The sequence below is a fragment of the Mycolicibacterium diernhoferi genome (assembly GCF_019456655.1).
Taxonomy (GTDB): Bacteria; Actinomycetota; Actinomycetes; order Mycobacteriales; family Mycobacteriaceae; genus Mycobacterium; species Mycobacterium diernhoferi.
On sequence record NZ_CP080332.1, the window covers coordinates 1,665,856 to 1,688,017 of the forward strand.

The window sequence follows — 22,162 nt, forward strand, 5'->3', positions numbered from 1 at the left end:
GCGCTCCGGGGCCCGTCAGCGGCGGGCGGCGGCGGCCAGCGCGAGCAGGGCCGGATCGTCTCCGGGCAGCGCGTCGAGGCGCCACCAGCGCAGATCCAGCGACTCGTCGCTGCGGGTGATCTCCGCGCCCTCGGGCGCGACCACCACGAACTGCATGTCGAGGTGGCGGGTCGGCAGACCCAACGAGCAGGTGATCGGGTGCACATGCAGCGCGGCCAGGTGCGGTTCGATCCGTAGTCCGGGGATGCCGGACTCCTCGGTGGCCTCCCGCATCGCGGCCGCCAGGATGTCGGCGTCGGACTCCTCGCAGTGCCCGCCGAGTTGCAGCCAGCGCCCGACGCGCGGATGCAGGGTGAGCAGGGCATGGGTCCGGCGGTGATCGAGCACCAGCGCCGAGGCGGTGATGTGCCCCGGCTCGCAGGCGCGCCGGCACGCGTCGGGGCGGCCCAGCACGAAGGCCAGCACGGCGTGGCGCAGCGAATCCTGTTCGGGGCTGGGGGCATCCCAGCCCGACAGGGTGTCGACGACGGAGGCGTGCAGGCTCATCGCAGGATCAGCAGACCGTCGGTGGACGCCGGGTCGCGCGGACCCTGCGGGTCGGCCGGATAGCCGATCGCGATGGCGCCCAACGGCTCCCAGTCATCTGCGACGGCGAGTTCGCGGCGCGCGACCTCGGCGGCGAAGATCGTCGACCCGATCCAGCAGCTGCCGATCGCGCGGGCCGCCAGAGCCACCAGCAGGCCCTGCACCGCCGCCCCCGCCGCGACGGTGAACATGGTGTGCTCGGCCGCGGTGCGTTGCGGATCCGGATAGCTGTGTGCCCCATCGGGAACCATGAACGGGATCACGAGTTCCGGTGCGTCGTAGAGGATCTGGCCGCGTGAAACCCGGCGGGACACCTCCTCGGCCGGACGGCCGTCGGAGGACAGGTCGGCCTGCCATTGCTGTTTCATCGCATCCAGTAACCGGATTCGGGTATCCGGATCGCGCACCCACACAAAGCGCACCGGGCGGGTGTGATGTGGGGCCGGCGCGGTCAGCGCCTCGGCGACCGCTTCCTCGACCAGGTCGGCGGGGACCGGTTCGGAGCTGAAGTGGCGCACCGAACGGCGGAGCAACTGTGCCTGCCTGCGGCCCAACTCGATGGACTCGGCGGTGCCGAGCCAGAACAGGTCGTCCTCGCCGCCGCGCACCAGGGTGCGACCGTTGGAGCCGTCGTCGTGCAGCTCGAGTCCGCGCACCACGGCCACCGGGACGCCGGTCAGCTTGCCCTTCACCAGATCCCCGGCGGCGGCGAGTTCGTCGGCGACGGCGATCTCGGTGACGAAGAGTTCGTTGCCGTGCGCGTCGTGTGCCCCGGCGTAGCCGTGCAGCACCGTCAGACCGGCCGCGCCGATCGCGACATCGGTCTGGCCGTTGCGCCAGGCCCGCCCCATGGTGTCGGTGACGACGACGCCGACCCGTACGCCCAGCTGCCGTGCGATACCGTCGCGCAGCGCCGCGGCGCTGCCGTCCGGATCCACCGGTAGCAGCGCGAGTTCGCCCGAGTCGATGTTGGAGCCGTCGACGCCGGCGGCGGCCTGGACCAGGCCGATGGCGTTCTCGGTGATGAACGTCTTGCCCTTGCGGGCCAGGACGCGTACGGCCTCGTCGTCGATGAGCTTGCGGCGCAGGAGGTCTCGCTGCTCGGGGTCGGTGGGTGCTGCGACGATGCGGCCCTCGGTCTTGGACAGCACCTTGCTGGTGATGACCACCACGTCGTCATCGCGCAACCAGCGTGCGGCGCCGGCGATCGCCGCGGCGAGATCGTCGCCGGGACGGAACTCGCCGAGTCCGGTGACCGGGATGATCTCGACGGGTTTCGCGGTGCCGTGCTCGGTGGCCCGCTGCTCGGCCGTCACAGCGAGATGCCCGCCAGGTGCAGGCCGGCCCGGACCATCTCGGCGGTGGTGGCCGGATCGGTCATCAGCAGTGGGGCGGCCCGGACGTCGAGGCCCTCGATCGCGGCGGTGTCGCCCTCGTCGATCAGCCAGCCGTCCAGGATGCCCACGCCGCTGCGGGCGCCGAAGTGCCTACCGACCGCCTCGGAGGACGATTGCACCCCGATCACCGAGAGGCATTCGTCGGCCATGCCGCGCAACGGCTTGCCGGCGACGATGGGGGAGTAGCCGATCACCGGGGCGGCGGTGGAGCGCAGCGCGCCGCGGATACCGCCGACGGCGAGGATGGAGCCGATGCTGACCACCGGGTTGGACGGGGCGATCAAGACGATGTCCGCGTCGGCGATGGCCTCGGTCACGCCGGGTGCGGCGGTGGCCTTGTCCGAGCCGATGAAGGCGAAGCTGTGGGTGGGAATCTTCGCGCGGTAGCGCACCCACCATTCCTGGAAGTGGATGGCCTTGCGTTCCCCGTCCGGGTCGGTGACCACCACGTGGGTCTCGCTGCGCTCGTCGCTGGCCGGCAGCAGGCGTGCCCCCGGCGCCCAACGGGAGCACAACGCCTCGGTGACGGCCGACAGTGGGTAGCCGGCCCGCAGCATCTGGGTGCGCACCAGATGGGTGGCCAGATCACGGTCGCCGAGCCCGAACCAGTCGGGCTGCACTCCGTAGGCGGCCAGTTCCTCCTTGGCATGCCACGTTTCGTCACGGTGGCCCCAGCCACGGTCCGGATCGATGCCGCCGCCCAAGGTGTACATGCAGGTATCGAGGTCGGGGCAGATCCGGACGCCGAACATCCAGGCGTCGTCGCCCACGTTGACCACGGCGGTCAGTTCGTGTTGAGTGGGCCCCTCGGGATCGGCGGACGGGTCGGCAAACTGCCCCAGTTGCAGCAGATGCTGGACGCCGAGCAGGAATCGGGCGCCGCCCACGCCGCCGGCCAGAACTGTCACCTTCACGCCCTCAGACCCTAGGCCAGCCGGCTCGGTGAGGTGTTCCCCACCCGGGTGTGGCGAACACGCCGGAGCAAGGACACGCCGGATCTACGTCACGAGATGGTATGAAAAACGGCCCTTTAGCTTGACCGTGGCAGCTAACACGTGTCTAATCACATCAGTGTCATTTCGTGGTTCGCCCGCCGGTTTCGGTGCCGCAGACCGGGATTCGATCATCTGTTCGAATCCGGATGGCCTGACATCACAATAGTGATAGCTGGGGTGGTGCCGAGGGCTTTTTCAGATCCGCAATTGCTGGATCTGACAAGATCTTTCGGCAGGGGCCCCAAACGGCAACAACGGGAAAACCAATCAGGTGAGGAGGCGGAACATGTCTTTTGAGCAGGTCGATTTCGACCGCGCGCTCCGGTTCGAAGACCGGATGCTCGGTTCAGTGGACAGCGCACCGCACACCACTACCGGCCCGACGACAAGCGATGCGGTCACGCGCCCGCAATTGAGCTTGGTACCCGAACGTATCGAACTGGCACTGGATCCGATCGACGGTTCGTTCGACGAGGATGACCAGTGGCAGGAACGCGGTCTGTGCGCTCAGACCGACCCCGAGGCCTTCTTCCCGGAGAAGGGCGGCTCGACCCGGGAAGCCAAGCGCATCTGTCAGGGTTGCGAGGTCCGCGACCGGTGCCTGGAGTACGCACTGGCCAACGACGAGCGGTTCGGTATCTGGGGCGGCCTGTCCGAGCGTGAGCGCCGCCGCCTCAAGCGCGGCATCATCTGACCGGCTCCGGCCGCGTTATCCGTCGTCGAGCGACGGATCGATGACCGACGGCTCGACGCCCAGATAAGTGGCCACCTGGGCCACCAGTACCTCATGCAACAAATCCGCGAGTTCATCGGTGTCCTTGGCGCGCCGTTCGATCGGCTTGCGGAACAGCACAATTCGCGCCCGCGTGGGATTTCCGCGGACATCGACCCCGGCCGGGATCAGGCGGGCCAGCGCGATCGGGCCGTCCGCGACGACCTCCGGCGGCCACTGCACACTGTCGGGATCCTTGGGGGAGATGCGCGGAATCTCGTCGACCGCCACATCCAGATTGGACACCCGCTGATGCCATCGGCGTTCGATCGGCTCGTAGGCCTCCAGCACCGCCATGTCGAATTTCTCGCTTCGGCTGCGCCAGCCGGGAACCGTCGGCGGCAACAGCGACCCCCGCATTCCACGTCCGCGTCGGGAGCCCCGATGGCTGCGCTGCACCACAGGACAGATGGTAACGGTTGGAGATCGGCCACCGGATCACGCGCGTGTCCGGGAGCCCGACGCGTCGCCGCACGATAATCTTCCCTGCGTGAACGTTCCCCGTCGCTGCTGCAGGCCAGGGTGCCCGCACTACGCCGTGGCGACGCTGACCTTCGTCTATTCGGACTCGACAGCCGTCGTCGGACCGCTTGCCACGGTGTCCGAGCCGCATTCCTGGGATCTGTGTGTCGTGCACGCCGGTCGGATCACCGCGCCGCGCGGCTGGGAATTGGTCCGCCACGCCGGTCCGCTGCCGACGCATCCCGACGAGGACGACCTGGTGGCGCTCGCCGACGCGGTCCGTGAGGGCCGCGACGGATCGCAGTCGATGGTGAACGGCGGGACCGGCGTGACCGCCGGATTCTCCGACCCGGCCACCGGCGCGTCCGGCGGATCGCTGATGGCGCCCCCGGTCCGTCGTCCCGAACCCAACGGTCGACGTCGCGGTCACCTGCGGGTGTTGCCGGATCCCGAACCCGGTTCCGAATAGCCCTTCCGGGTCGTCATCGTGCGGCCGTGGCCGTGCGCTCCTTGTCCGGTTCCCGACATAGGTCACGGGACCTCCGACGGTCATCGTGCCGAGACACTAGGCTGAGTGGCCAGAGCAGTCCCGAATTCCCCGTACACACAGAGAGCGAGGAGAGCCATGTCTCGGCCCGCTGAGGCTGTCCACGCTGTCATCAAGGCATACGACGTGCGGGGCCTGGTCGGAGACCAGATCGACGAGGCCTTTGTCCGCGACGTCGGCGGCGCCTTCGGCCGCCTGGTCCGCGACGAGCAGCGGCCCGCCGGCACCGACCCGGTGACCCGGGTGGTGATCGGGCACGACATGCGCGCGAGCTCGCCGACCCTGTCGGACGCCTTCGCCGAGGGCGTCGTGGCCCAGGGGCTGGACGTGGTGCGGATCGGGCTCGCCTCGACCGACCAGTTGTACTTCGCCTCGGGGATGCTGAACTGCCCGGGCGCCATGTTCACCGCCAGCCACAACCCGGCCGCCTACAACGGCATCAAACTGTGCCGCGCCGCCGCCTTGCCGGTCGGGCGCGAAACGGGTCTGGCAGTGGTCGCGCAAGAGGTCATCGACGGGGTGCCGGAGTACGGAGGCACGAGCGGAACCATTCAAGACCGCGACGTGCTCGCCGAGTACGGCGAGTACCTGCGGTCCCTGGTGGACCTGGCGCAGCTGCGCCCGCTGCGGGTGGCCGTGGACGCCGGCAACGGGATGGGCGGGCACACCACCCCCGCCGTGCTGGGTGCGATCCCCGGAATCACGGTGCTGCCACTGTATTTCGAATTGGACGGCACCTTCCCCAACCACGAGGCCAACCCGCTGGACCCGGCCAACCTGGTCGACCTGCAGGCCCATGTGGTGGCGACCGGGGCGGATATCGGCCTGGCCTTCGACGGTGACGCCGACCGGTGTTTCGTGGTCGACGAGTTGGGCGTGCCGGTGTCGCCGTCGGCGGTGACCGCATTGGTGGCCGCCCGCGAACTCGGCCGCGAGATCGGCGGCACGGTGATCCACAATTTGATCACCTCGCGGGCGGTGCCCGAACTGATCACCGAGCGCGGGGGCACCGCGGTGCGCTCACGGGTCGGCCACTCCTACATCAAGGGGCTGATGGCCGAGACCGGGGCGATCTTCGGTGGTGAGCACTCCGCGCACTATTACTTCCGCGATTTCTGGGGTGCGGACTCGGGCATGCTGGCCGCGCTGCACGTGCTGGCCGCGCTCGGCGAACAGCAGCGCCCGCTGTCCGACCTGATGGCCGACTACCAGCGCTACGAGGCGTCCGGCGAGATCAATTTCACCGTCGCCGACGCCCCGGCCTGCGTGGATGCGGTGCTCACCACGCTCAGCAGCCGCATCCAGTCCCTGGACCATCTCGATGGCGTGACCGTCGACCTCGGCGACGGCCGCTGGTTCAACCTGCGGACCTCCAACACCGAACCGCTGCTGCGGCTCAACGTCGAGGCCCGCACCACCGAAGAGGTCGACGAGGTGGTGGAGCAGGTGGCGAATCTGATCGCCGCGCGTAACGAGCCCGCGCCATGACCTCCCGGGCCGCCATCATCGACCTCGACGACGTCGAGGGGCTGTTGGCTGCCGACCGGGATGGTTTGTTGCGGGCGGCGGCGATGTCCGGCGCGCAGGTGCGTGCCACCGCGGCGGCCGTCGACGAGGGGGCGCTGGATCCGCTGCGCGCCGACGTCCCGCCCCGCACCCTGATCTGGGTCGCCGACGGCGGGCCCGCCCGCGCGGCCGGCTCCCTGTTGGCGGCGGTGCTCGGCCCGGCCAGTGCGGTCCCGATCGTGGTGGCCGCCGAACTGCCGCCGTGGACCGGGGCGCTGGATGTCGTGGTGGTGGCCGGCGCCGACGCGGGGAACCCGGTGCTGGTCTCGGCCGCGGCGACCGGTGTGCGCCGCGGGGCGCGTGTCGTCGTGGCCGCGCCGCACGAGGGGCCGCTGCGCGAGGTGACGGCCGGCCGGGCCGCCGTGCTGGCGCCGCGGCTGCCGGTGCCCGAGGAGTTCGGCCTGACCCGCTACCTGGCGGCCGGGGTCGCCATACTGGCCGTCGTCGACGCCGGTGTCCGGGTGGACATCGCCGCGCTGGCCGACGGATTGGACGCCGAGGCCCTGCGTAACAGTGCCTCCCGGGACCTGTTCACCAACCCGGCCAAGAGCCTGGCCGATCGGCTGTCCGGGCGGGAGGTGGTGCTGGCCGGGGACAACGACGCGACGCTGGCGCTGGCACAGCACAGCGCCGCGGTGCTGCTGCGGGTCGCCCGTCAGGTCGTGGCCGCGGTCGGGCTCTCCGATGCGCTGGCGGCGCTGGGCCGGACGGATGCCGCACCGGTCGATTACGAGGCCGCGCTGTTCCACGACGAGGAACTCGACGGACCGCTGCCGGCCCGCACCCGGACCGTGGTGCTGACCTCTGATGAACAACGGCCGGCGGTGGTCACCCGTACCGAGGGATTCGCCGACCTCGATGTGGTCAGCGCCGACGATGTGCCCGATCTTGCGACCACGATCAGCGGCGTCCGCCCCGAGCAGCAGTTGGCGACGGTGGCGGTGCGGTTGGAGATGACCGCCGTGTACCTACGACTGGTGCGAGGTTGAGAGCGTGAACCTGCTCCGTGGAGCCATCCGCAAATATGCTTGGGGGTCGCGTACCGCGATTGCCGAGTTCACCGGAAGACCAAGTCCGACACAGCATCCCGAGGCGGAGCTGTGGCTCGGCGCACATCCGGGAGATTCGGCGCGCTGTGAGACCGACGAAGGCGAACAGTCGCTGCTGCAGATGATCACCGACGACCCGGCCGGGCAGTTGGGCGCCGCGTCGCGGGACCGGTTCGGTGACGCGCTGCCGTTCCTGGCCAAGGTGCTCGCCGCCGACGAGCCGCTGTCGCTGCAGGCGCACCCGAGCAGTCAGCAGGCGGTACACGGTTTCGAGCGCGAGGAGCATCTGGGCATCCCGGTGAGCGCGCCGACCCGCAACTACCGCGATGCCAGTCACAAGCCGGAACTCCTCGTGGCGCTGGGGCAGTTCGAGGCGCTGGCCGGTTTCCGGCCGGCCGCGCGCAGCGTGGAGTTCATGCGGGCGCTGTCGGTGGCCGACCTGGACCCGTTCATCACGCTGCTCAAGGGGCAGTCCGACGCCGACGGGTTGCGGGCGCTGTTCACCACCTGGATCACGTTCCCGCAGCCCGACCTCGATGTGCTGGTGCCCTCGGTGCTCGACGGCGCGATCAACTACATCCGGTCGGGGGAAACGGTTTTCCAGGCCGAGGCCAAGACGATCCTGGAGCTCGGGGAGCGCTATCCCGGTGACGCCGGGGTGCTGGCGGCGATGCTGCTGAACCGGATCACCTTGGCGCCCGGGGAGGGCATCTATCTGCCCGCCGGGAACCTGCACGCCTATCTGCACGGCGTGGGCTTCGAGGTGATGGCCAACTCCGACAACGTGTTACGCGGCGGTCTGACACCCAAGCACGTCGACGTGCCGGAGTTGTTGCGGGTGCTCGACTTCACCCCGACCGATGATGCGCCGATCGTGGCGCGCTCGACTCGCGGCGGTCTGGAACTGGTCTATGACACCCCGGCCCCGGAGTTCGCGGTGTCGCTGCTGCAGGTCACCGACGAGCACGTGGGCCGCGAGATCGATGCGCCCGCCGAGCACGCCGGCCCGCAGGTGCTGCTGTGCATCGAGGGTGTCGTGAAGGTGCAGTCGACGTCCGGTGCGGTGTCGCTGGCCCGCGGTGACGCCGCCTGGGTGTCCGCCGGCGACGGCCCGGTGCGGCTGCTGGCCGACGAACCGGCCCGGATGTTCCGGGTGACCGTCGGGCTCTGAGGCTCGCTGCCGCGCGCCGACGGTGCGCTGAGCTCTACTTTTCGCGTCTTTTCTCGCTCTGAGCGCACCGTCGTGCCCAGCGTCGTTTACAAAACATCTAGTTTTGTCTAGACACGCGACAAACTACGTTCTATAGTCAACCGCAGCAGTGATGGCACTCACAGGAGGTTGTCGGATGACGACGCACATGGATGCGGACGCGAACGCGCCGGCCGTGCAATGGCGGGACCGCAAGCGATACCTGTGGTTGATGGGGCTGATCCCGCCGACCGCGCTGTTCGTGATCCTGCCGGTGGTCTGGGCGATGAACCAGTGGGGCTGGCAGACCGCCTCGCAGGTGCTGTTCTGGATCGGTCCGCTGCTGGTCTACGTGCTGCTGCCGATCCTGGACCGCAAGTTCGGCCCGGACGGCCAGAACCCGCCCGACGAGCTGATGGAACAGCTGGAGAACGACAGGTACTACCGCTACTGCACCTACCTGTACATCCCGTTCCAGTACGCCAGCGTCATCTTCGGCGCCTACGCCTTCACCGCGTCGGACCTGAGCTGGCTGGGGTATGACGGCGGGCTGAGCTGGCCGGCCAAGATCGGCCTGGCGCTCTCGGTCGGTGTGCTCGGCGGTGTCGGGATCAACACCGCCCACGAGATGGGGCACAAGAAGGACGAACTGGAGCGCTGGCTGTCCAAGATCACGCTGGCCCAGACCTGGTACGGGCACTTCTACATCGAGCACAACCGTGGCCACCACGTCCGCGTCGCCACCCCGGAGGACCCGGCGTCCTCGCGGTTCGGCGAGACCATCTGGGAGTTCCTGCCACGCAGCGTGTGGGGCAGCCTGAAATCGTCGTGGGAGCTGGAGGCCAAGCGGCTGGAGCGGGCCGGCAAGCCCACCTGGCACTGGTCCAACGACGTACTCAACGCCTGGGCGATGTCGGTGGTGCTGTGGGGCGCGCTGATCGCCGTCTTCGGCCTCGGTGTCATCCCGTTCATGCTGATCTCGGCGATCTACGGCTTCGCGCTGCTGGAGACGGTGAACTACCTGGAGCACTACGGCCTGCTGCGGCAGAAGCTGGACAGCGGTCGGTACGAGCGGTGCGCCCCGGTGCACAGCTGGAACTCCGACCACATCGTCACCAACCTGTTCCTGTACCACCTGCAGCGGCACAGCGACCATCACGCCAACCCGACCCGCCGCTACCAGACGCTGCGCAGCATCGAGGGCGCGCCGAACCTGCCGAGTGGCTACGCCTCGATGATCGGGCTGACCTACTTCCCGCCGCTGTGGCGCAAGGTGATGGATCACCGGGTGCTGGCGCACTACAACGGCGACATCAGCCGGGTGAACATCCACCCGCGGGTGCGCGAGCGGGTGCTGGCCAAGTACGGAAGCGGTGAGGTGAAGTGAGCGCCTACCGTTGCCCCGGCTGCGATTACGTCTACGACGAGGCGAAAGGCGCTCCGCGCGAGGGCTTTCCGGCCGGCACCGGCTGGGCCGAGGTGCCTGACGACTGGTGCTGCCCGGACTGCGCGGTCCGCGAGAAGGTCGACTTCGAACCCGCCGGGGCCGGCGAAGCGACGGGAATCGAGAAGGGGACGTCCCGATGAGCGAGAACGAGTACAGACTGTTCGTCTGCGTGCAGTGCGGATTCGAGTACGACGAGGCCAAGGGCTGGCCGGAGGACGGGATCGCCCCGGGCACCCGCTGGGCCGACATCCCCGAGGACTGGAGCTGCCCGGACTGCGGCGCAGCAAAGTCCGACTTCGACATGGTCGAGATCGCCAGGCCGTGACGGTCGTCTCGGGCGTCCGGACGGCCCCGCGAGCATCCGCCCCCACGGCGCGGCGAAGTTATAGGGTCGCGGCTATGAGCGGACCCGGACCTCGGCGTACGGCACCACGCGTGCCGTACGCCGAGGCGTCTCGGGTGCTGCTGCGCGACTCGATCCTGGACGGCATGCGCGAGATGCTGCTGGTGCGGGACTGGTCCTCGATCACCCTCACCGATGTGGCCCGAGCGGCCGGGATCAGCCGGCAGACCATCTACAACGAGTTCGGATCGCGGCAGGGACTGGCCGAGGGCTATGCGCTGCGGCTGGCCGACCGCCTGGTCGACGCCGTCGACCGGGCGGTCAACAACAACGTCGGGCAGGTCTACGACGCCTTCCTGGAGGGGTTCCGGGCGTTCTTCCTCGAGTCGGCCTCGGATCCGTTGGTGATCTCGCTGCTCGGCGGCGAGGCCAAACCGGATCTGCTGCAGATCATCACCACCGGCAGCGGCCCGATCATCACGCGCTGCTCGCAGCGGCTGACCGCGACGTTCCAGGACAGCTGGATGAAGGCCTCCGACGAGGACTCCGGGGTACTGGCCCGCGCCATCGTCCGGCTGGCGATGAGCTACGTCTCGATGCCCCCGGAAGCCGACCACGATGTGGCCATGGATTTGGCTAGGCTTATGACGCCGTTCGCCGAACGGTACGGTGTCATAGACACCCGGTAGCTGGCAGAGCGCTGCACAAGCGCCTGTCCCGCGAGCCCGCAGGCCACCGGTGTCGCGTGCGCACACTCGTGCGCTCCTAGGCAAAGCCTGTTGAAGGCCTGTTCGAGAACGATGACTTAAGGGGCCCTATCCATATGACTGAGTTGACCGCCGACGTACGCAACGGCATCGACTACAAGGTCGCCGACCTTTCCCTGGCCGAGTTCGGCCGCAAGGAGATCCGCCTCGCCGAGCACGAGATGCCCGGTCTGATGGAACTCCGCCGCGAGTACCACGACGTCCAGCCGCTCAAGGGTGCGCGCATCTCCGGCTCGCTGCACATGACCGTCCAGACCGCCGTGCTGATCGAGACGCTGACCGCGCTCGGCGCGGAGGTCCGCTGGGCCTCCTGCAACATCTTCTCCACCCAGGACCACGCCGCCGCCGCGGTCGTCGTCGGGCCCAACGGAACCCCGGAAGAGCCCAAGGGCACCCCGGTCTTCGCCTGGAAGGGTGAGTCGCTGGAGGAGTACTGGTGGGCCGCCGAGCAGATGCTCACCTGGCCGGGCGAACCCGCCAACATGATCCTCGACGACGGCGGCGACGCCACCATGCTGGTGCTGCGCGGTGCGCAGTACGAGAAGGCCGGCGTGGTGCCGCCCGCCGAGGACGACGACTCCGCCGAATGGAAGGTCTTCCTGGCCCTGGTCCGCGCCGGCTTCGAAAAGAGCAAGGACAAGTGGACCAAGATCGCCGAGTCGGTCAAGGGGGTCACCGAGGAGACCACCACCGGTGTGCTGCGGCTGTACCAGTTCGCCGCCGCCGGTGAACTGGCCTTCCCGGCCATCAACGTCAACGACTCGGTCACCAAGAGCAAGTTCGACAACAAGTACGGCACCCGGCACTCGCTGATCGACGGCATCAACCGCGGCACCGACGCCCTCATCGGTGGCAAGAAGGTGCTGATCTGCGGCTACGGCGACGTCGGCAAGGGCTGCGCGGAGTCGCTGGCCGGCCAGGGCGCGCGCGTGCAGGTCACCGAGATCGACCCGATCAACGCGCTGCAGGCGCTGATGGACGGCTACGACGTGGTGACCGTCGAGCAGGCGATCGGTAACGCCGACATCGTGATCACCTCGACCGGTAACAAGGACATCATCACCCTCGAGCACATGAAGGCGATGAAGGATCACTCCATCCTGGGCAACATCGGCCACTTCGACAACGAGATCGACATCGCCGCCCTGGAGCGGTCCGGTGCCACCCGGATCAACATCAAGCCCCAGGTCGACGAGTGGACGTTCGGTGACACCGGCAAGTCGATCATCCTGCTGTCCGAGGGCCGCCTGCTCAACCTCGGCAACGCGACCGGGCACCCCTCGTTCGTGATGAGCAACAGCTTCTCCAACCAGGTCATCGCCCAGATCGAGCTGTGGACCAAGAACGACGAGTACGACAACGAGGTCTACCGCCTCGCCAAGCACCTCGACGAGAAGGTCGCCAAGATCCACGTCGAAGCGCTCGGCGGAACCCTGACCCGGCTCACCAAGGAGCAGGCCGAGTACATCGGCGTCGACGTCGAGGGCCCGTACAAGCCGGAGCATTACCGCTACTGATCAGCGTGCGGAATCTGCGTGGAATCGCCACGGCGGCACTGTGTGCCGCCGTGGCGATCGGCTGTTCGGGCACTTCTCCGGACGCCTCGCAGGGCTCCGGGCCCACCGACGCGGCAGCGCCGGCGGAGGTGCGCCACGACATCGCCGGTCTGGTCGAGGTGTTCCCCGGCGTCGGGGCGCCGGAGTCGGTGGCCTGGCTGCAGTGGGGTGAGCCCGCCGATGGCGGTATGGCGGTGCGCTGGACCGACGCCGTCGTCCGGTTGAACCCGGCGGTCGCCGACGCCATGGCGGCCCAGTTCGAGCCCACCGACACCGGCCGCCGGCCCCAGGTGCAGGACGCACTTTCGGCCGAGATCCCGGCCGGGCCGTTCCTCACCGGCGAACTTCTCGACGCCGGTTTCTCCTCCGATTCGACGAGCACATACGCGTTCTTGGATCGCGGACAGGCGACGTTGGTGTTGCAGGCGACCAGCATCGGCTGACCGCCCCGCCGTCGAGCAAATCCCGCCGGGCAGTGCGGGTGGGCACGTGACATCTCGGCCCCCGTATGTCATGTGATGAATCCGTGTCCAAACGGCGACCTGTTTGTTACTGTCCGGTGGTGATTCGGGCCGGGGCTCTGCTTGCCATCGTGTCTTTTGGTTTCGTCATCAGTTGTCTCACAAGCGGTTTCGCGCATGCCGACGACTGGTATCCGTACTACAACGAGGACGAGTACACCGAGTTCTACACGCCACCGAATCCGTTGCCGGACGTACCGCCCGGGGACCTCATCCGCACCGAACCCTCGCGGCTGGTGCTGGAGCCGTCCGGGCAGTTGGGCCACATCATGGCCAACGGCACCCGGATCATGTACCGCAGCACCGATGGTCGCGGTAACCCGAATGTGGTGACCGGCACCTACTTTGAGCCGTGGAACGCCTGGCCCGGGCAGGGCCCGCGGCCGCTGATCGTGTACGGCCCCGGCACCCAGGGCCAGGGCGACCAGTGCGCACCGTCGCGGCAGTTCAACCAGGGCATCCACTGGTCGCCGTACCTGGACTTCATGTTCAACTACGAAGAGCTGTTCGTCGCCACCCTGGTGGCGCGCGGGTTCGCCATCGTGATGACCGACTACGAAGGCCTGGGCACCATCGGGGTGACGCACACCTACGTCAACCGGCTCTCCCAGGGGCATGCCATGCTCGACGCGGCCCGTGCCGCGCGGCTGCTGCCGGACACCTCGCTGACACCCGCCGGGCCCACTGCCTTCTGGGGTTACTCGCAGGGCGGGGGAGCGGCCGCGTCGGCCGCCGAGCTGGCGTCGTCGTACGCACCCGATGTGAACGTGGTCGGCACCTTCGCCGGTGCGCCGCCGGCCGATCTGATCGATCTGATCCCCTATGCCGACGGCAGCGCGCTCGTCGGGGTCATCGGCTACGCGCTCAACAGCGTCTTCCAGACCTACCCGGAGGCGGAACCCAAGATCCGTTCGGTACTGACCCCGCGGGGCCAGGACTTCGTCGACAAGACCCGCGACCAGTGCGTCGGGGAGTCGTTGACCAAGTTCATGTTCCGGCACCTGCAGCCCTATTTCAATCAACCGATCTCAGAGCTGTTGCACGACCCGCAGTTTCGCGGCATCTTCGAGCTGCAGAAGCTCGGCACGCTGAAACCCAATGCGCCGGTGCTGCTCAACAGCAACCGCTACGACCCGTTGGTGCCCTACGCGCCGGTGGTGCAACTGGCCCGGGACTGGTGTGCCAAGGGCAGCGACATCGAGATGCGCACCAACGAGCAGCCACCCTTTCTGAACAAGGCAGTGGTCAACCACGCCCTGCCGATGCTCGTCGACGGCGAACCGGCCATGCAGTGGCTGGCCGATCGCTTCAACGGAGTGCCCACCGCACCGAACTGCGGACAGGTCTGAGGACTCCGACACCGGATCGTCGGGCAGTGGGCCGACCGGCGGCTAGGCTCGCTGGGTGCTCATCGTGATCGAAGGCCTCGACGGTGCCGGCAAGAGAACCCTGACCGAGGGGTTGCGCACGGCGTTCGAGGCCGGCGGCAAGACGGTCACCACCCTGGCTTTCCCGCGCTACGGCGCGTCCGTGCACGCCGACATCGCGGCCGAGGCGCTGCACGGTGCGCACGGCGACCTGACCGATTCGGTGTACGCCATGGCCACCCTGTTCGCGCTGGACCGGGCCGGGGCCAAGGCCGAGATCGAGGAGCTGCAGCGCACGCACGACGTGGTGATCCTGGACCGCTATGTCGCGTCGAACGCCGCCTACAGCGCGGCCCGGCTGAACCAGGGCATCGACGGTGAGGTCGTGGGGTGGGTGTATGCCCTGGAGTTCGGCAGGTTCGATCTGCCCAAGCCGGATCGTCAACTGCTGCTGGATGTTTCGCCTGAGCTGGCCGACCGCCGAGCTCGGCAGCGCGCCGAGCAGGACGCCGACCGGGCGCGCGACGCCTACGAACGTGATCGCGGGCTGCAGGAGCGCACCGCGGCGGCCTATGCCGACCTGGCCGCCGCGAACTGGGCGGGAGACTGGGTGGTGGTGCCCCCGGACAGTGACCCGGCGGCCCTGGCCGGACGGCTCTGAGCGCGCGCTGCGCGCCGGCCCGCTCGGGCCCTGTGGCCCTCGTCATTGAGCCCAAACCGAGAAACCCGCGTGTGGCACCCGGGTTTTATCGCCTTGTGGTGACACCATGGTCACCATGAGGCAACGGATCCTGGTCGTCGACGACGACCCCTCGCTGGCCGAGATGCTCACCATCGTGCTGCGTGGGGAGGGTTTCGACACCGCCGTCATCGGAGACGGCAGCCAGGCGCTCACCGCCGTCCGTGAACTGCGGCCCGATCTGGTGCTGCTCGACCTGATGCTGCCGGGCATGAACGGCATCGACGTGTGCCGTGTGCTGCGCGCCGACTCCGGCGTGCCGATCGTGATGCTGACCGCCAAGACCGACACCGTCGACGTGGTCCTGGGCCTGGAATCCGGCGCCGACGACTACGTGATGAAGCCGTTCAAGCCCAAGGAACTGGTGGCCCGGGTCCGGGCCCGGCTGCGGCGCAACGACGACGAGCCCGCCGAGATGCTGGCCATCCATGACATCGACATCGATGTGCCCGCACACAAGGTCACCCGTGCCGGTGAGCAGATCTCGCTGACCCCGCTGGAGTTCGACCTGCTGGTGGCGCTGGCGCGTAAACCGCGTCAGGTGTTCACTCGTGATGTGCTGCTCGAGCAGGTCTGGGGCTACCGCCATCCGGCCGATACCCGGTTGGTGAACGTGCATGTCCAGCGCTTGCGGGCCAAGGTCGAGACCGACCCGGAGAACCCGCAGGTGGTCCTGACCGTTCGAGGAGTGGGATACAAGGCCGGACCTCCGTGATCGGTTCGTCCACGGTGGGGCGGCGTTCGTGATCTGGGGTTCACGACGCCGGGTCCGTGGCCGTTTCCGCGGCCCGTCGCCGATGTTGCGCGGGTTGGGGGCGGTCGGCCGCGCCATCAGCTATGCCTGGCGCCGCTCGTTGCAGTTGCGCGTGGTGTCCCTGACGCTCGGTTTGTCGCTGGCCGTCATCCTGGTGCTCGGCTTCGTGCTCACCAGCCAGATCACCGACCGCATCCTGGAGGTCAAGGTCCGGGCGGCCACCGAGGCGATCGAGCAGGCCCGCGGCACGGTCAGCGGCATCGTCGGTGGCGAGGAGGCCCGGTCGCTGGACGCCAGCCTGCAGCTGGCCCGTAACACGCTCATCGACCGCAAGGCCGACGTCGGCTCGGGATTGGCCGGTGCCTTCGACGCCGTCCTCGTGGTGCCCGGTGACGGCCCCCGCGCGGCGACATCGGCCGGCCCGATCCAGCAGGTCCCCGATGTCCTGCGCGACTTCGTCAAGGCCGGTCAGGTCAGCTACCAGTACGCGACCGTGCACACCGACGGGTTCTCCGGGCCCGCGCTGATCATGGGCAGCCCCACCGGGTCGTCGACGCCCTCGGTCCCCAATCTTGAGCTCTACCTGATCTTTCCGCTGAGCAACGAGGAGTCCACCATCTCGCTGGTGCGCGGCACGATGGCGACCGGCGGCGTGGTGCTGCTCGGTCTGCTCGCCGCGATCGCGCTGCTGGTGGCCCGCCAGATCGTGCTGCCGGTGCGCTCCGCGTCCCGGATCGCCGAACGGTTCGCCGAGGGACATCTGACCGAGCGGATGCCGGTGCGCGGTGAGGACGACATGGCCCGGTTGGCGGTGTCGTTCAACGACATGGCCGAGAGCCTGTCCCGCCAGATCACCAACCTGGAGGAGTTCGGCAACCTGCAGCGCCGGTTCACCTCCGACGTCAGCCATGAGCTGCGCACCCCGCTGACCACCGTGCGGATGGCCGCCGACCTGATCCACGACCACAGCGAGGACCTGGACCCGGCGCTGCGCCGGTCCACCGAGTTGATGGTCAACGAACTCGACCGGTTCGAGACGCTGCTGGCCGATCTGTTGGAGATCTCGCGGCACGACGCCGGCGTCGCCGAACTGGCGGTGGAGGCGGTCGATCTGCGCTCCACCGTGCAGAGCGCCCTGGACAACGTCGGCCACCTGGCCGCCGACGCCGGGGTGGCGCTCGAGGTGGACATGCCGTCGGACGGGGTGATCGCCGAAGTCGATCCGCGCCGGGTGGAACGAGTTCTGCGCAATCTGATCGCCAACGCCATCGATCACGCCGAACACAAACCGGTGGAGATCCGGATGGCCGCCGACGAGGACACGGTGGCGGTCACCGTCCGCGATCACGGGGTCGGGCTGCGGCCGGGGGAGGAGAAGCTGGTGTTCAGCCGGTTCTGGCGTTCGGACCCGTCGCGGGTGCGCCGTTCCGGCGGAACCGGGCTGGGTCTGGCCATCAGCATCGAGGACGCCCGGCTGCACCAGGGCCGGCTGGAGGCCTGGGGTGAACCCGGCAAGGGCGCCTGTTTCCGGCTGACCCTGCCGTTGGTGCGCGGGCACAAGGTGACGACGAGTCCGTTGCCGCTCAAGCCGGCCGGGGTATCGGGGGCCGCCACCGGACCGCAGTCGCGGGTCCGGGATTCCGGGCCGCTGCGCCGTGATCGGGAGTCGGAGGGCGTATGAGCCACGTCCGCAAGACGCTGGGAGCGGCCATGGCCGCCGCGGTGGTGGTCGCCGGTTGCGCCGGGGTGCCGACATCCTCGGCGCCGCAGGCCATCGGGACCGTCGAGCGGGCGGCGCCGCCCAGCCTGCCCACCCCGACGCCGGGCATGGAACCCGATGTGCTGCTGCGCGAATTCCTCAAGGCCACTGCCGATCCCGCCAACCGGCACCTGGCCGCGCGCCAGTTCCTCACCGAATCAGCCTCGCGCGGTTGGGATGACGCCGGCAGCGCCCTGTTGATCGACCGGGTGGTCTTCACCGAGACCCGCCGGCCCGAACTGGTGACGGTGAGCATGCAGGCCGACATCCTGGGCTCGCTCTCCGAACTCGGGGTGTTCGAGACGGCCGAAGGTGCGCTGCCCGATCCGGGCCCGATCGAGCTGGTGAAGACGTCGGGCGGCTGGCGTATCGACCGGCTGCCCAACGGGGTCTTCCTGGACTGGCAGCAGTTTCAGCAGACCTACAAGCGCAACACCCTGTACTTCACCGATCCCACCGGCCGCACCGTGGTGCCCGATCCGCGTTATGTCGCGGTTTCCGGTGCCGACCAACTGGCCACCGAGCTGGTGACCAAGCTGATCGCCGGGCCACGGCCGGAGATGGCGCGCACCGTGCGCAACCTGTTGGCGGCACCGCTACGGCTGCGCGGGCCGGTGACCCGTGCGGACGGCGGCAAGACCGGGGTCGGGCGCGGGTACGGCGGCACCCGCATCGAGCTGGAGAACCTGTCCAGCACCGATCCGCACACCCGCCAACTGCTTGCCGCACAGATCATCTGGACGCTGTCGCGGGCGGGCATCAACGGCCCCTATGTGATCAACGTCGACGGTGCCCCGCTCGACGAGCGGTTCGCCGAGGGCTGGAACACCGCGGACGTCGCGGCCAGCGACCCGGGTGCGGCCGACGGCGCGGGAGCCGGATTGCATGCGCTGGTGGGTGGTTCGCTGGTGTCCCTGGACGGTCAGCGTGCGCCCCGGGTGGCCGGGCCGTTCGGGCAGATGCCCGATCAGGTGTCGGCGGCGTTGTCGCGGACCGGGCGCGAGGTGGCCTCGGTGATGGTGCTGCGCGCCGGGGCGCCGGACATGGCGTCCTCGCTGTGGATCGGGCCGATCGGTGGCGACGCGGGTCAGGCGCTGGACGGCCGCACCCTGACCCGGCCCAGTTGGTCACTCGACGATGCGATCTGGATCGTCGTCGACGGGGTCAACGTGGTCCGGGTACTGCAGGAGACCGCGTCCGGGCAACCGGCCCGCATCCCGGTGGATTCCACCGCGCTGGCCGCCAAGTTCCCCGGCGCCATCACCGAACTGCAGCTCTCCCGGGACGGCACCCGCGCGGCGATGGTGATCGAGGGCAAGGTGATCCTGGCCGGGGTGGAGCAGACACCGGGCGGGCAGTACGCGCTGACCTACCCGCGCCGGCTCGGTTTCGGGCTGGGCGCCACGGCGGTGTCACTGTCCTGGCGCACCGGGGACGACATCGTCGTCAGCCGCACCGACGGATCCCATCCGGTGTCCTACGTGAACCTCGACGGGGTGAACTCCGACGGACCCAGCGGCAACCTCCAGGGACCGGTGACCGTCGTTGCCGCGAACCCGTCGACGGTGTACGTCGCCGATCGCCGCGGCGTGCTGCAACTGTCCGGGTCGGCGGCCGACAACGACCTCAGCTGGTCGGAGGTCCAGCCGCTGATGGTCGCCGGTGCCCAACCGGTGCTGCCCGGCTGAGTCAGCGCGGGCCCTGCGCCGCGCGCTGTTGGGCGACGAACCGGATGGACATGCGCTGCAACAGTCCCGGCGCGTAGCGGGCGAACCGCCAGGCCATCCGGGCCTGCCGCGGCCACACCAGCAGCGCCTTGTTGCGCTCGATGGCGCGCAGCGTATCGGCGGCCAGGTCGTCGGCGGAAGCGAATGTCGCACTGCGCCGGCCCATTCGGTAGAAATCGCGGCCGACGAACCCGCCGACCGCACCCTTGTCCAGGATGGGTGTCTCGACCGCGGTCGGGCAGATCGCCAGCACCCCGACCCCGCGTCCGGCGGCCTCGCTGCGCAACGCCAGCGACAACCCGACGACGGCATGTTTGGTCATCACGTAGCTGGTGATCTGGCCGGCGGCGGCCAGCCCGGCCATGGAGGCGGTGTTCACGATGTGCCCGCGACCCTGTTTCACCATCACCGGGTAGGCGGCGGCGACCCCGTGCACCACGCCGCGGATGTTGACGTCGATGATCGCGTTCCACTGGTCCAGGGTCAGCAGTTCGGTGTCCCCGCCCCAGGTGATACCGGCGTTGTTGAACATCAGATCGAGCCGCCCGGTCCGGTCCACCACCTCGGTGACGCAGTCGGCGACGGCGGCCGCGTCGGTGACGTCGAGCCGGCGCCACCGGGCGCCGAGCGGTTCGGCGGTGGCCCGCGCCGCGGTTTCCTCGACGTCGGTGCACAGCACGTCGGCCCCGGCCCCGGCCAACGCGCGGCACAGCGCCGCGCCGATCCCGGACCCGGCGCCGGTGACGATGGCCTGCCGGCCGGTGAACGTTCCCACGTCTCTCCTGTCGTTGCAACGGTAAGAGGGACGGTAGTCGCCGGAGGTTGTCACACCCCGGCGCCACACTGCAGACATGGTGCTGGACCTGATCCTGCCGTTGGAGTGCGGCGGCTGCGGCGCACCGTCGACGCGGTGGTGTGCCACCTGCGCGGGGGAGTTGGTGGCCCGCGCCGCCGAACCGCGGCTGGTCACCCCGCGGCTGGATCCCGGGGTGCCGGTGTTCTCGCTGGGCCGCTACGCCGCAGCCCGCCGCCAGGCGATCGTGGCGGTCAAGGAACGCGGCCGCGCCGATCTGATCGGTCCGCTGGCCGGCGCGCTGCACCTCGGACTGTCCCGGCTGCTGGGATGGGGACTGCTGGGCACGCCGCTGACGGTGGTGCCGGCCCCGACCCGGTGGCTGGCCGCGCGTCGGCGCGGTGGGGACCCGGTGACCCGGGTGGCCGTCGAGGCGGTCCGGGCGCCGGGGCTGGCCGGTGTCACGGTGGTCCAGGCGCTGCGGCTGACGGGCTTCGCGCGGGATTCGGTCGGCCTGTCCAGCGCCGACCGTCAGCGGAATCTGGCCGATCGGGTCCGGGTGATCCGGCCGGTTTCCGGCGCGGCGCTGATCGTCGACGACGTCGTCACCACGGGGGCGACCGCGTGTGAATCGGTGCGCGCGCTGCAAACCGCCGGAGTGCCGGTGCACGCGGTGTTGGCGCTGGCTGACGCCTGAAATCGACGGGATTTCGGGGCGCTCTGTTGCGCTCTGATGAAGAACTAAAAACACGTCTGCGAAATTGGTGGCACAGTCAGGTGAACAACGACTACCGTCGGGACCAACGACCCCGTGACCCTCACGGCGGCACCTGGTAGACGGGCGCCCGTGCGGAATCGGGACTGCCTGAGTGCGGTAGGAGGTGATTACTCGACACCTGACGCCGCCGGGCGCAGCGACATGCAACGAGCCGTCGGCGTATTACTCACCAACCGGGCACGTGATGCGCGTGCGACTTCCGAGAGAAACGAGTTGTCAAGCATGTCAACGAATTCCGTGGAAACCACCAGCTCCACCATGGTTATGGATGATCGGGACCCGTCGGCCGAAGCGCCGGTGCTCAACGCCGACGTGGTCGTCAAGGGCCGCAATGTCGAGGTGCCCGATCACTTCCGGGTCTATGTCGCCGAGAAGCTGGCGCGCCTGGAGCGCTTCGACAAGACCATCTACCTGTTCGATGTCGAACTCGACCATGAGAAGAACCGGCGCCAGCGCAAGAACTGTCAGCACGTCGAGATCACCGCACGCGGGCGTGGCCCGGTGGTGCGTGGCGAGGGCTGCGCGGACAGCTTCTACGCGGCGCTGGAGTCCGCGGTGAGCAAACTCGAAGCACGGTTGCGTCGCGGCAAGGATCGCCGCAAGATCCACTACGGGGACAAGACGCCTGTCTCGGTCCACCAAGCCACCGCGGAACTGGCAGCGGTCGCCGAGCCGGTGCCGCACGATGCCTTCGCGGTCGAGCCCCGTCCCGAACCCGGCCGCATCGTGCGCGTCAAGGACCACGAGGCCGCTCCCATGACCGTCGATGACGCGCTCTATGAGATGGAACTCGTCGGCCACGATTTCTTCCTGTTCCAGGACAAGGAGACCGACCGGCCGTCGGTGGTGTACCGCCGGCACGCCTACGACTACGGACTGATCCGGCTGGCCTGAGTCAGCCCTTCACTGCGCGAGCCCCCGGCGTCCCGCCGGGGGCTCGTTGCATGCCGGTGCGGCGACACCCGGGCGCGCTCGGGAGCACACTTTCAGACGGGTACCTCGAAGAGTCGCCTACGATGGATTGTTGGCAGGCCGGCCAGCGTTGCGCG

The 22,162-nt window shown here is 69.0% G+C and carries 23 protein-coding genes; 18 read left to right on the forward strand and 5 right to left on the reverse strand.

Features of this window, described 5'->3' with window-relative positions; translation table 11 throughout:
• Window positions 1–15: 15 nt before the first annotated feature.
• Genes K0O62_RS07955 through cofD form a run of 3 tightly spaced genes read right to left on the reverse strand, consistent with a single transcriptional unit; the run spans window position 16 to window position 2,896 of the window.
• Entirely contained in the window at window positions 16–546 is a 531-nt protein-coding gene (locus K0O62_RS07955) for an NUDIX hydrolase (protein ID WP_073857695.1), read from the reverse strand.
• Window positions 543–1,901, reverse strand: a complete 1,359-nt coding sequence (locus K0O62_RS07960; RefSeq protein ID WP_073857696.1) for a coenzyme F420-0:L-glutamate ligase — start codon at window positions 1,899–1,901, stop codon at window positions 543–545. Before K0O62_RS07960 ends, K0O62_RS07955 begins: the two co-directional genes overlap by 4 nt.
• Entirely contained in the window at window positions 1,898–2,896 is a 999-nt protein-coding gene (cofD, locus tag K0O62_RS07965; RefSeq protein ID WP_073857697.1) for a 2-phospho-L-lactate transferase, read from the reverse strand. Before cofD ends, K0O62_RS07960 begins: the two co-directional genes overlap by 4 nt.
• 514 nt (window positions 2,897–3,410) lie before the next feature.
• On the opposite strand from cofD, the gene K0O62_RS07970 reads away from it, so the two are divergent.
• Window positions 3,411–3,671 carry a WhiB family transcriptional regulator gene (locus K0O62_RS07970; RefSeq protein ID WP_173826766.1) on the forward strand — a complete coding sequence of 87 codons (261 nt, stop codon included), beginning with the start codon at window positions 3,411–3,413 and terminating at the stop codon, window positions 3,669–3,671.
• 15 nt (window positions 3,672–3,686) lie between these two features.
• Here the strand turns inward: K0O62_RS07970 and K0O62_RS07975 are convergent, their stop codons facing one another.
• Window positions 3,687–4,109, reverse strand: coding sequence for a metallopeptidase family protein (locus K0O62_RS07975; protein WP_073857699.1), 423 nt, complete (start codon window positions 4,107–4,109; stop codon window positions 3,687–3,689).
• A 130-nt stretch (window positions 4,110–4,239) separates the two neighbouring features.
• Here K0O62_RS07975 and K0O62_RS07980 point away from each other — a divergent pair, with 130 nt between their 5' ends.
• The 15 genes from K0O62_RS07980 (at window position 4,240) to lpqB (ending at window position 19,503) form a co-directional block, all read left to right on the forward strand.
• Window positions 4,240–4,680 (forward strand): DUF3499 domain-containing protein, encoded by a 441-nt coding sequence (locus K0O62_RS07980; RefSeq protein WP_073857700.1) that lies wholly within the window; start codon window positions 4,240–4,242, stop codon window positions 4,678–4,680.
• 156 nt (window positions 4,681–4,836) lie between these two features.
• Window positions 4,837–6,246, forward strand: a complete 1,410-nt coding sequence (locus K0O62_RS07985) for a phosphomannomutase/phosphoglucomutase (protein WP_073857701.1) — start codon at window positions 4,837–4,839, stop codon at window positions 6,244–6,246.
• Complete coding sequence (locus tag K0O62_RS07990) at window positions 6,243–7,313, forward strand: TobH protein (protein WP_073857703.1); 1,071 nt, start codon at window positions 6,243–6,245, stop codon at window positions 7,311–7,313. The genes K0O62_RS07985 and K0O62_RS07990 overlap by 4 nt, the downstream gene beginning before the upstream one ends.
• A gap of 4 nt (window positions 7,314–7,317) precedes the next feature.
• Entirely contained in the window at window positions 7,318–8,544 is a 1,227-nt protein-coding gene (manA, locus tag K0O62_RS07995; protein ID WP_073857705.1) for a mannose-6-phosphate isomerase, class I, read from the forward strand.
• Between the two features lie 175 nt (window positions 8,545–8,719).
• A complete protein-coding gene (locus tag K0O62_RS08000; RefSeq protein WP_073857707.1) occupies window positions 8,720–9,949 on the forward strand; it encodes an alkane 1-monooxygenase in 1,230 nt (409 codons plus the stop codon).
• A complete protein-coding gene (locus tag K0O62_RS08005; RefSeq protein WP_073857710.1) occupies window positions 9,946–10,149 on the forward strand; it encodes a rubredoxin in 204 nt (67 codons plus the stop codon). Before K0O62_RS08000 ends, K0O62_RS08005 begins: the two co-directional genes overlap by 4 nt.
• Window positions 10,146–10,334 (forward strand): rubredoxin, encoded by a 189-nt coding sequence (locus K0O62_RS08010; protein WP_073857712.1) that lies wholly within the window; start codon window positions 10,146–10,148, stop codon window positions 10,332–10,334. Before K0O62_RS08005 ends, K0O62_RS08010 begins: the two co-directional genes overlap by 4 nt.
• 74 nt (window positions 10,335–10,408) lie before the next feature.
• A complete protein-coding gene (gene alkX / locus K0O62_RS08015) occupies window positions 10,409–11,041 on the forward strand; it encodes a TetR family transcriptional regulator AlkX (protein WP_073857714.1) in 633 nt (210 codons plus the stop codon).
• A 134-nt stretch (window positions 11,042–11,175) separates the two neighbouring features.
• Window positions 11,176–12,636, forward strand: coding sequence for an adenosylhomocysteinase (gene ahcY / locus K0O62_RS08020; RefSeq protein WP_073857716.1), 1,461 nt, complete (start codon window positions 11,176–11,178; stop codon window positions 12,634–12,636).
• Window positions 12,637–12,641: 5 nt separating this feature from the next.
• On the forward strand, window positions 12,642–13,118 hold the full coding sequence (locus K0O62_RS08025) for a hypothetical protein (RefSeq protein ID WP_073857719.1): 477 nt from the start codon (window positions 12,642–12,644) through the stop codon (window positions 13,116–13,118).
• A gap of 119 nt (window positions 13,119–13,237) precedes the next feature.
• Window positions 13,238–14,545 (forward strand): lipase family protein, encoded by a 1,308-nt coding sequence (locus K0O62_RS08030; RefSeq protein WP_234800183.1) that lies wholly within the window; start codon window positions 13,238–13,240, stop codon window positions 14,543–14,545.
• Window positions 14,546–14,600: 55 nt separating this feature from the next.
• Window positions 14,601–15,224: a dTMP kinase gene (locus K0O62_RS08035; RefSeq protein WP_073857720.1), complete on the forward strand. Its 624-nt coding sequence runs from the start codon at window positions 14,601–14,603 to the stop codon at window positions 15,222–15,224.
• A 106-nt stretch (window positions 15,225–15,330) separates the two neighbouring features.
• Window positions 15,331–16,017 (forward strand): two-component system response regulator MtrA, encoded by a 687-nt coding sequence (gene mtrA, locus K0O62_RS08040; RefSeq protein WP_073857721.1) that lies wholly within the window; start codon window positions 15,331–15,333, stop codon window positions 16,015–16,017.
• A gap of 28 nt (window positions 16,018–16,045) precedes the next feature.
• The gene (gene mtrB / locus K0O62_RS08045; RefSeq protein WP_073857723.1) at window positions 16,046–17,737 is read left to right on the forward strand and encodes an MtrAB system histidine kinase MtrB; all 1,692 of its coding nucleotides are present in this window, start codon (window positions 16,046–16,048) and stop codon (window positions 17,735–17,737) included.
• Window positions 17,734–19,503, forward strand: a complete 1,770-nt coding sequence (gene lpqB / locus K0O62_RS08050; protein ID WP_073857724.1) for an MtrAB system accessory lipoprotein LpqB — start codon at window positions 17,734–17,736, stop codon at window positions 19,501–19,503. Before mtrB ends, lpqB begins: the two co-directional genes overlap by 4 nt.
• A 1-nt stretch (window position 19,504) precedes the next feature.
• On the opposite strand, the gene K0O62_RS08055 is transcribed toward lpqB, so the two are convergent.
• Window positions 19,505–20,317, reverse strand: a complete 813-nt coding sequence (locus tag K0O62_RS08055; protein WP_073857725.1) for an SDR family NAD(P)-dependent oxidoreductase — start codon at window positions 20,315–20,317, stop codon at window positions 19,505–19,507.
• A 79-nt stretch (window positions 20,318–20,396) separates the two neighbouring features.
• Here K0O62_RS08055 and K0O62_RS08060 point away from each other — a divergent pair, with 79 nt between their 5' ends.
• Both K0O62_RS08060 and hpf read left to right on the forward strand, forming a co-directional pair.
• On the forward strand, window positions 20,397–21,032 hold the full coding sequence (locus K0O62_RS08060; protein WP_073857892.1) for a ComF family protein: 636 nt from the start codon (window positions 20,397–20,399) through the stop codon (window positions 21,030–21,032).
• A 303-nt stretch (window positions 21,033–21,335) separates the two neighbouring features.
• Window positions 21,336–22,007 (forward strand): ribosome hibernation-promoting factor, HPF/YfiA family, encoded by a 672-nt coding sequence (gene hpf / locus K0O62_RS08065; protein WP_073857726.1) that lies wholly within the window; start codon window positions 21,336–21,338, stop codon window positions 22,005–22,007.
• Window positions 22,008–22,162 lie beyond the last annotated feature (155 nt).

What these genes read in the sequence shown, in the direction of transcription:
- K0O62_RS07955 (WP_073857695.1), bottom strand. Translation starts at nt 546, where the DNA reads ATGAGCCTGCACGCCTCCGTCGTCGACACCCTGTCGGGCTGGGATGCC.
- K0O62_RS07975 (WP_073857699.1), bottom strand. Translation starts at nt 4,109, where the DNA reads ATGCGGGGGTCGCTGTTGCCGCCGACGGTTCCCGGCTGGCGCAGCCGA.
- K0O62_RS07985 (WP_073857701.1), top strand. Translation starts at nt 4,837, where the DNA reads ATGTCTCGGCCCGCTGAGGCTGTCCACGCTGTCATCAAGGCATACGAC.
- K0O62_RS07990 (WP_073857703.1), top strand. Translation starts at nt 6,243, where the DNA reads ATGACCTCCCGGGCCGCCATCATCGACCTCGACGACGTCGAGGGGCTG.
- K0O62_RS08000 (WP_073857707.1), top strand. Translation starts at nt 8,720, where the DNA reads ATGACGACGCACATGGATGCGGACGCGAACGCGCCGGCCGTGCAATGG.
- K0O62_RS08010 (WP_073857712.1), top strand. Translation starts at nt 10,146, where the DNA reads ATGAGCGAGAACGAGTACAGACTGTTCGTCTGCGTGCAGTGCGGATTC.
- alkX (WP_073857714.1), top strand. Translation starts at nt 10,409, where the DNA reads ATGAGCGGACCCGGACCTCGGCGTACGGCACCACGCGTGCCGTACGCC.
- ahcY (WP_073857716.1), top strand. Translation starts at nt 11,176, where the DNA reads ATGACTGAGTTGACCGCCGACGTACGCAACGGCATCGACTACAAGGTC.
- mtrA (WP_073857721.1), top strand. Translation starts at nt 15,331, where the DNA reads ATGGTCACCATGAGGCAACGGATCCTGGTCGTCGACGACGACCCCTCG.
- lpqB (WP_073857724.1), top strand. Translation starts at nt 17,734, where the DNA reads ATGAGCCACGTCCGCAAGACGCTGGGAGCGGCCATGGCCGCCGCGGTG.
- hpf (WP_073857726.1), top strand. Translation starts at nt 21,336, where the DNA reads ATGTCAACGAATTCCGTGGAAACCACCAGCTCCACCATGGTTATGGAT.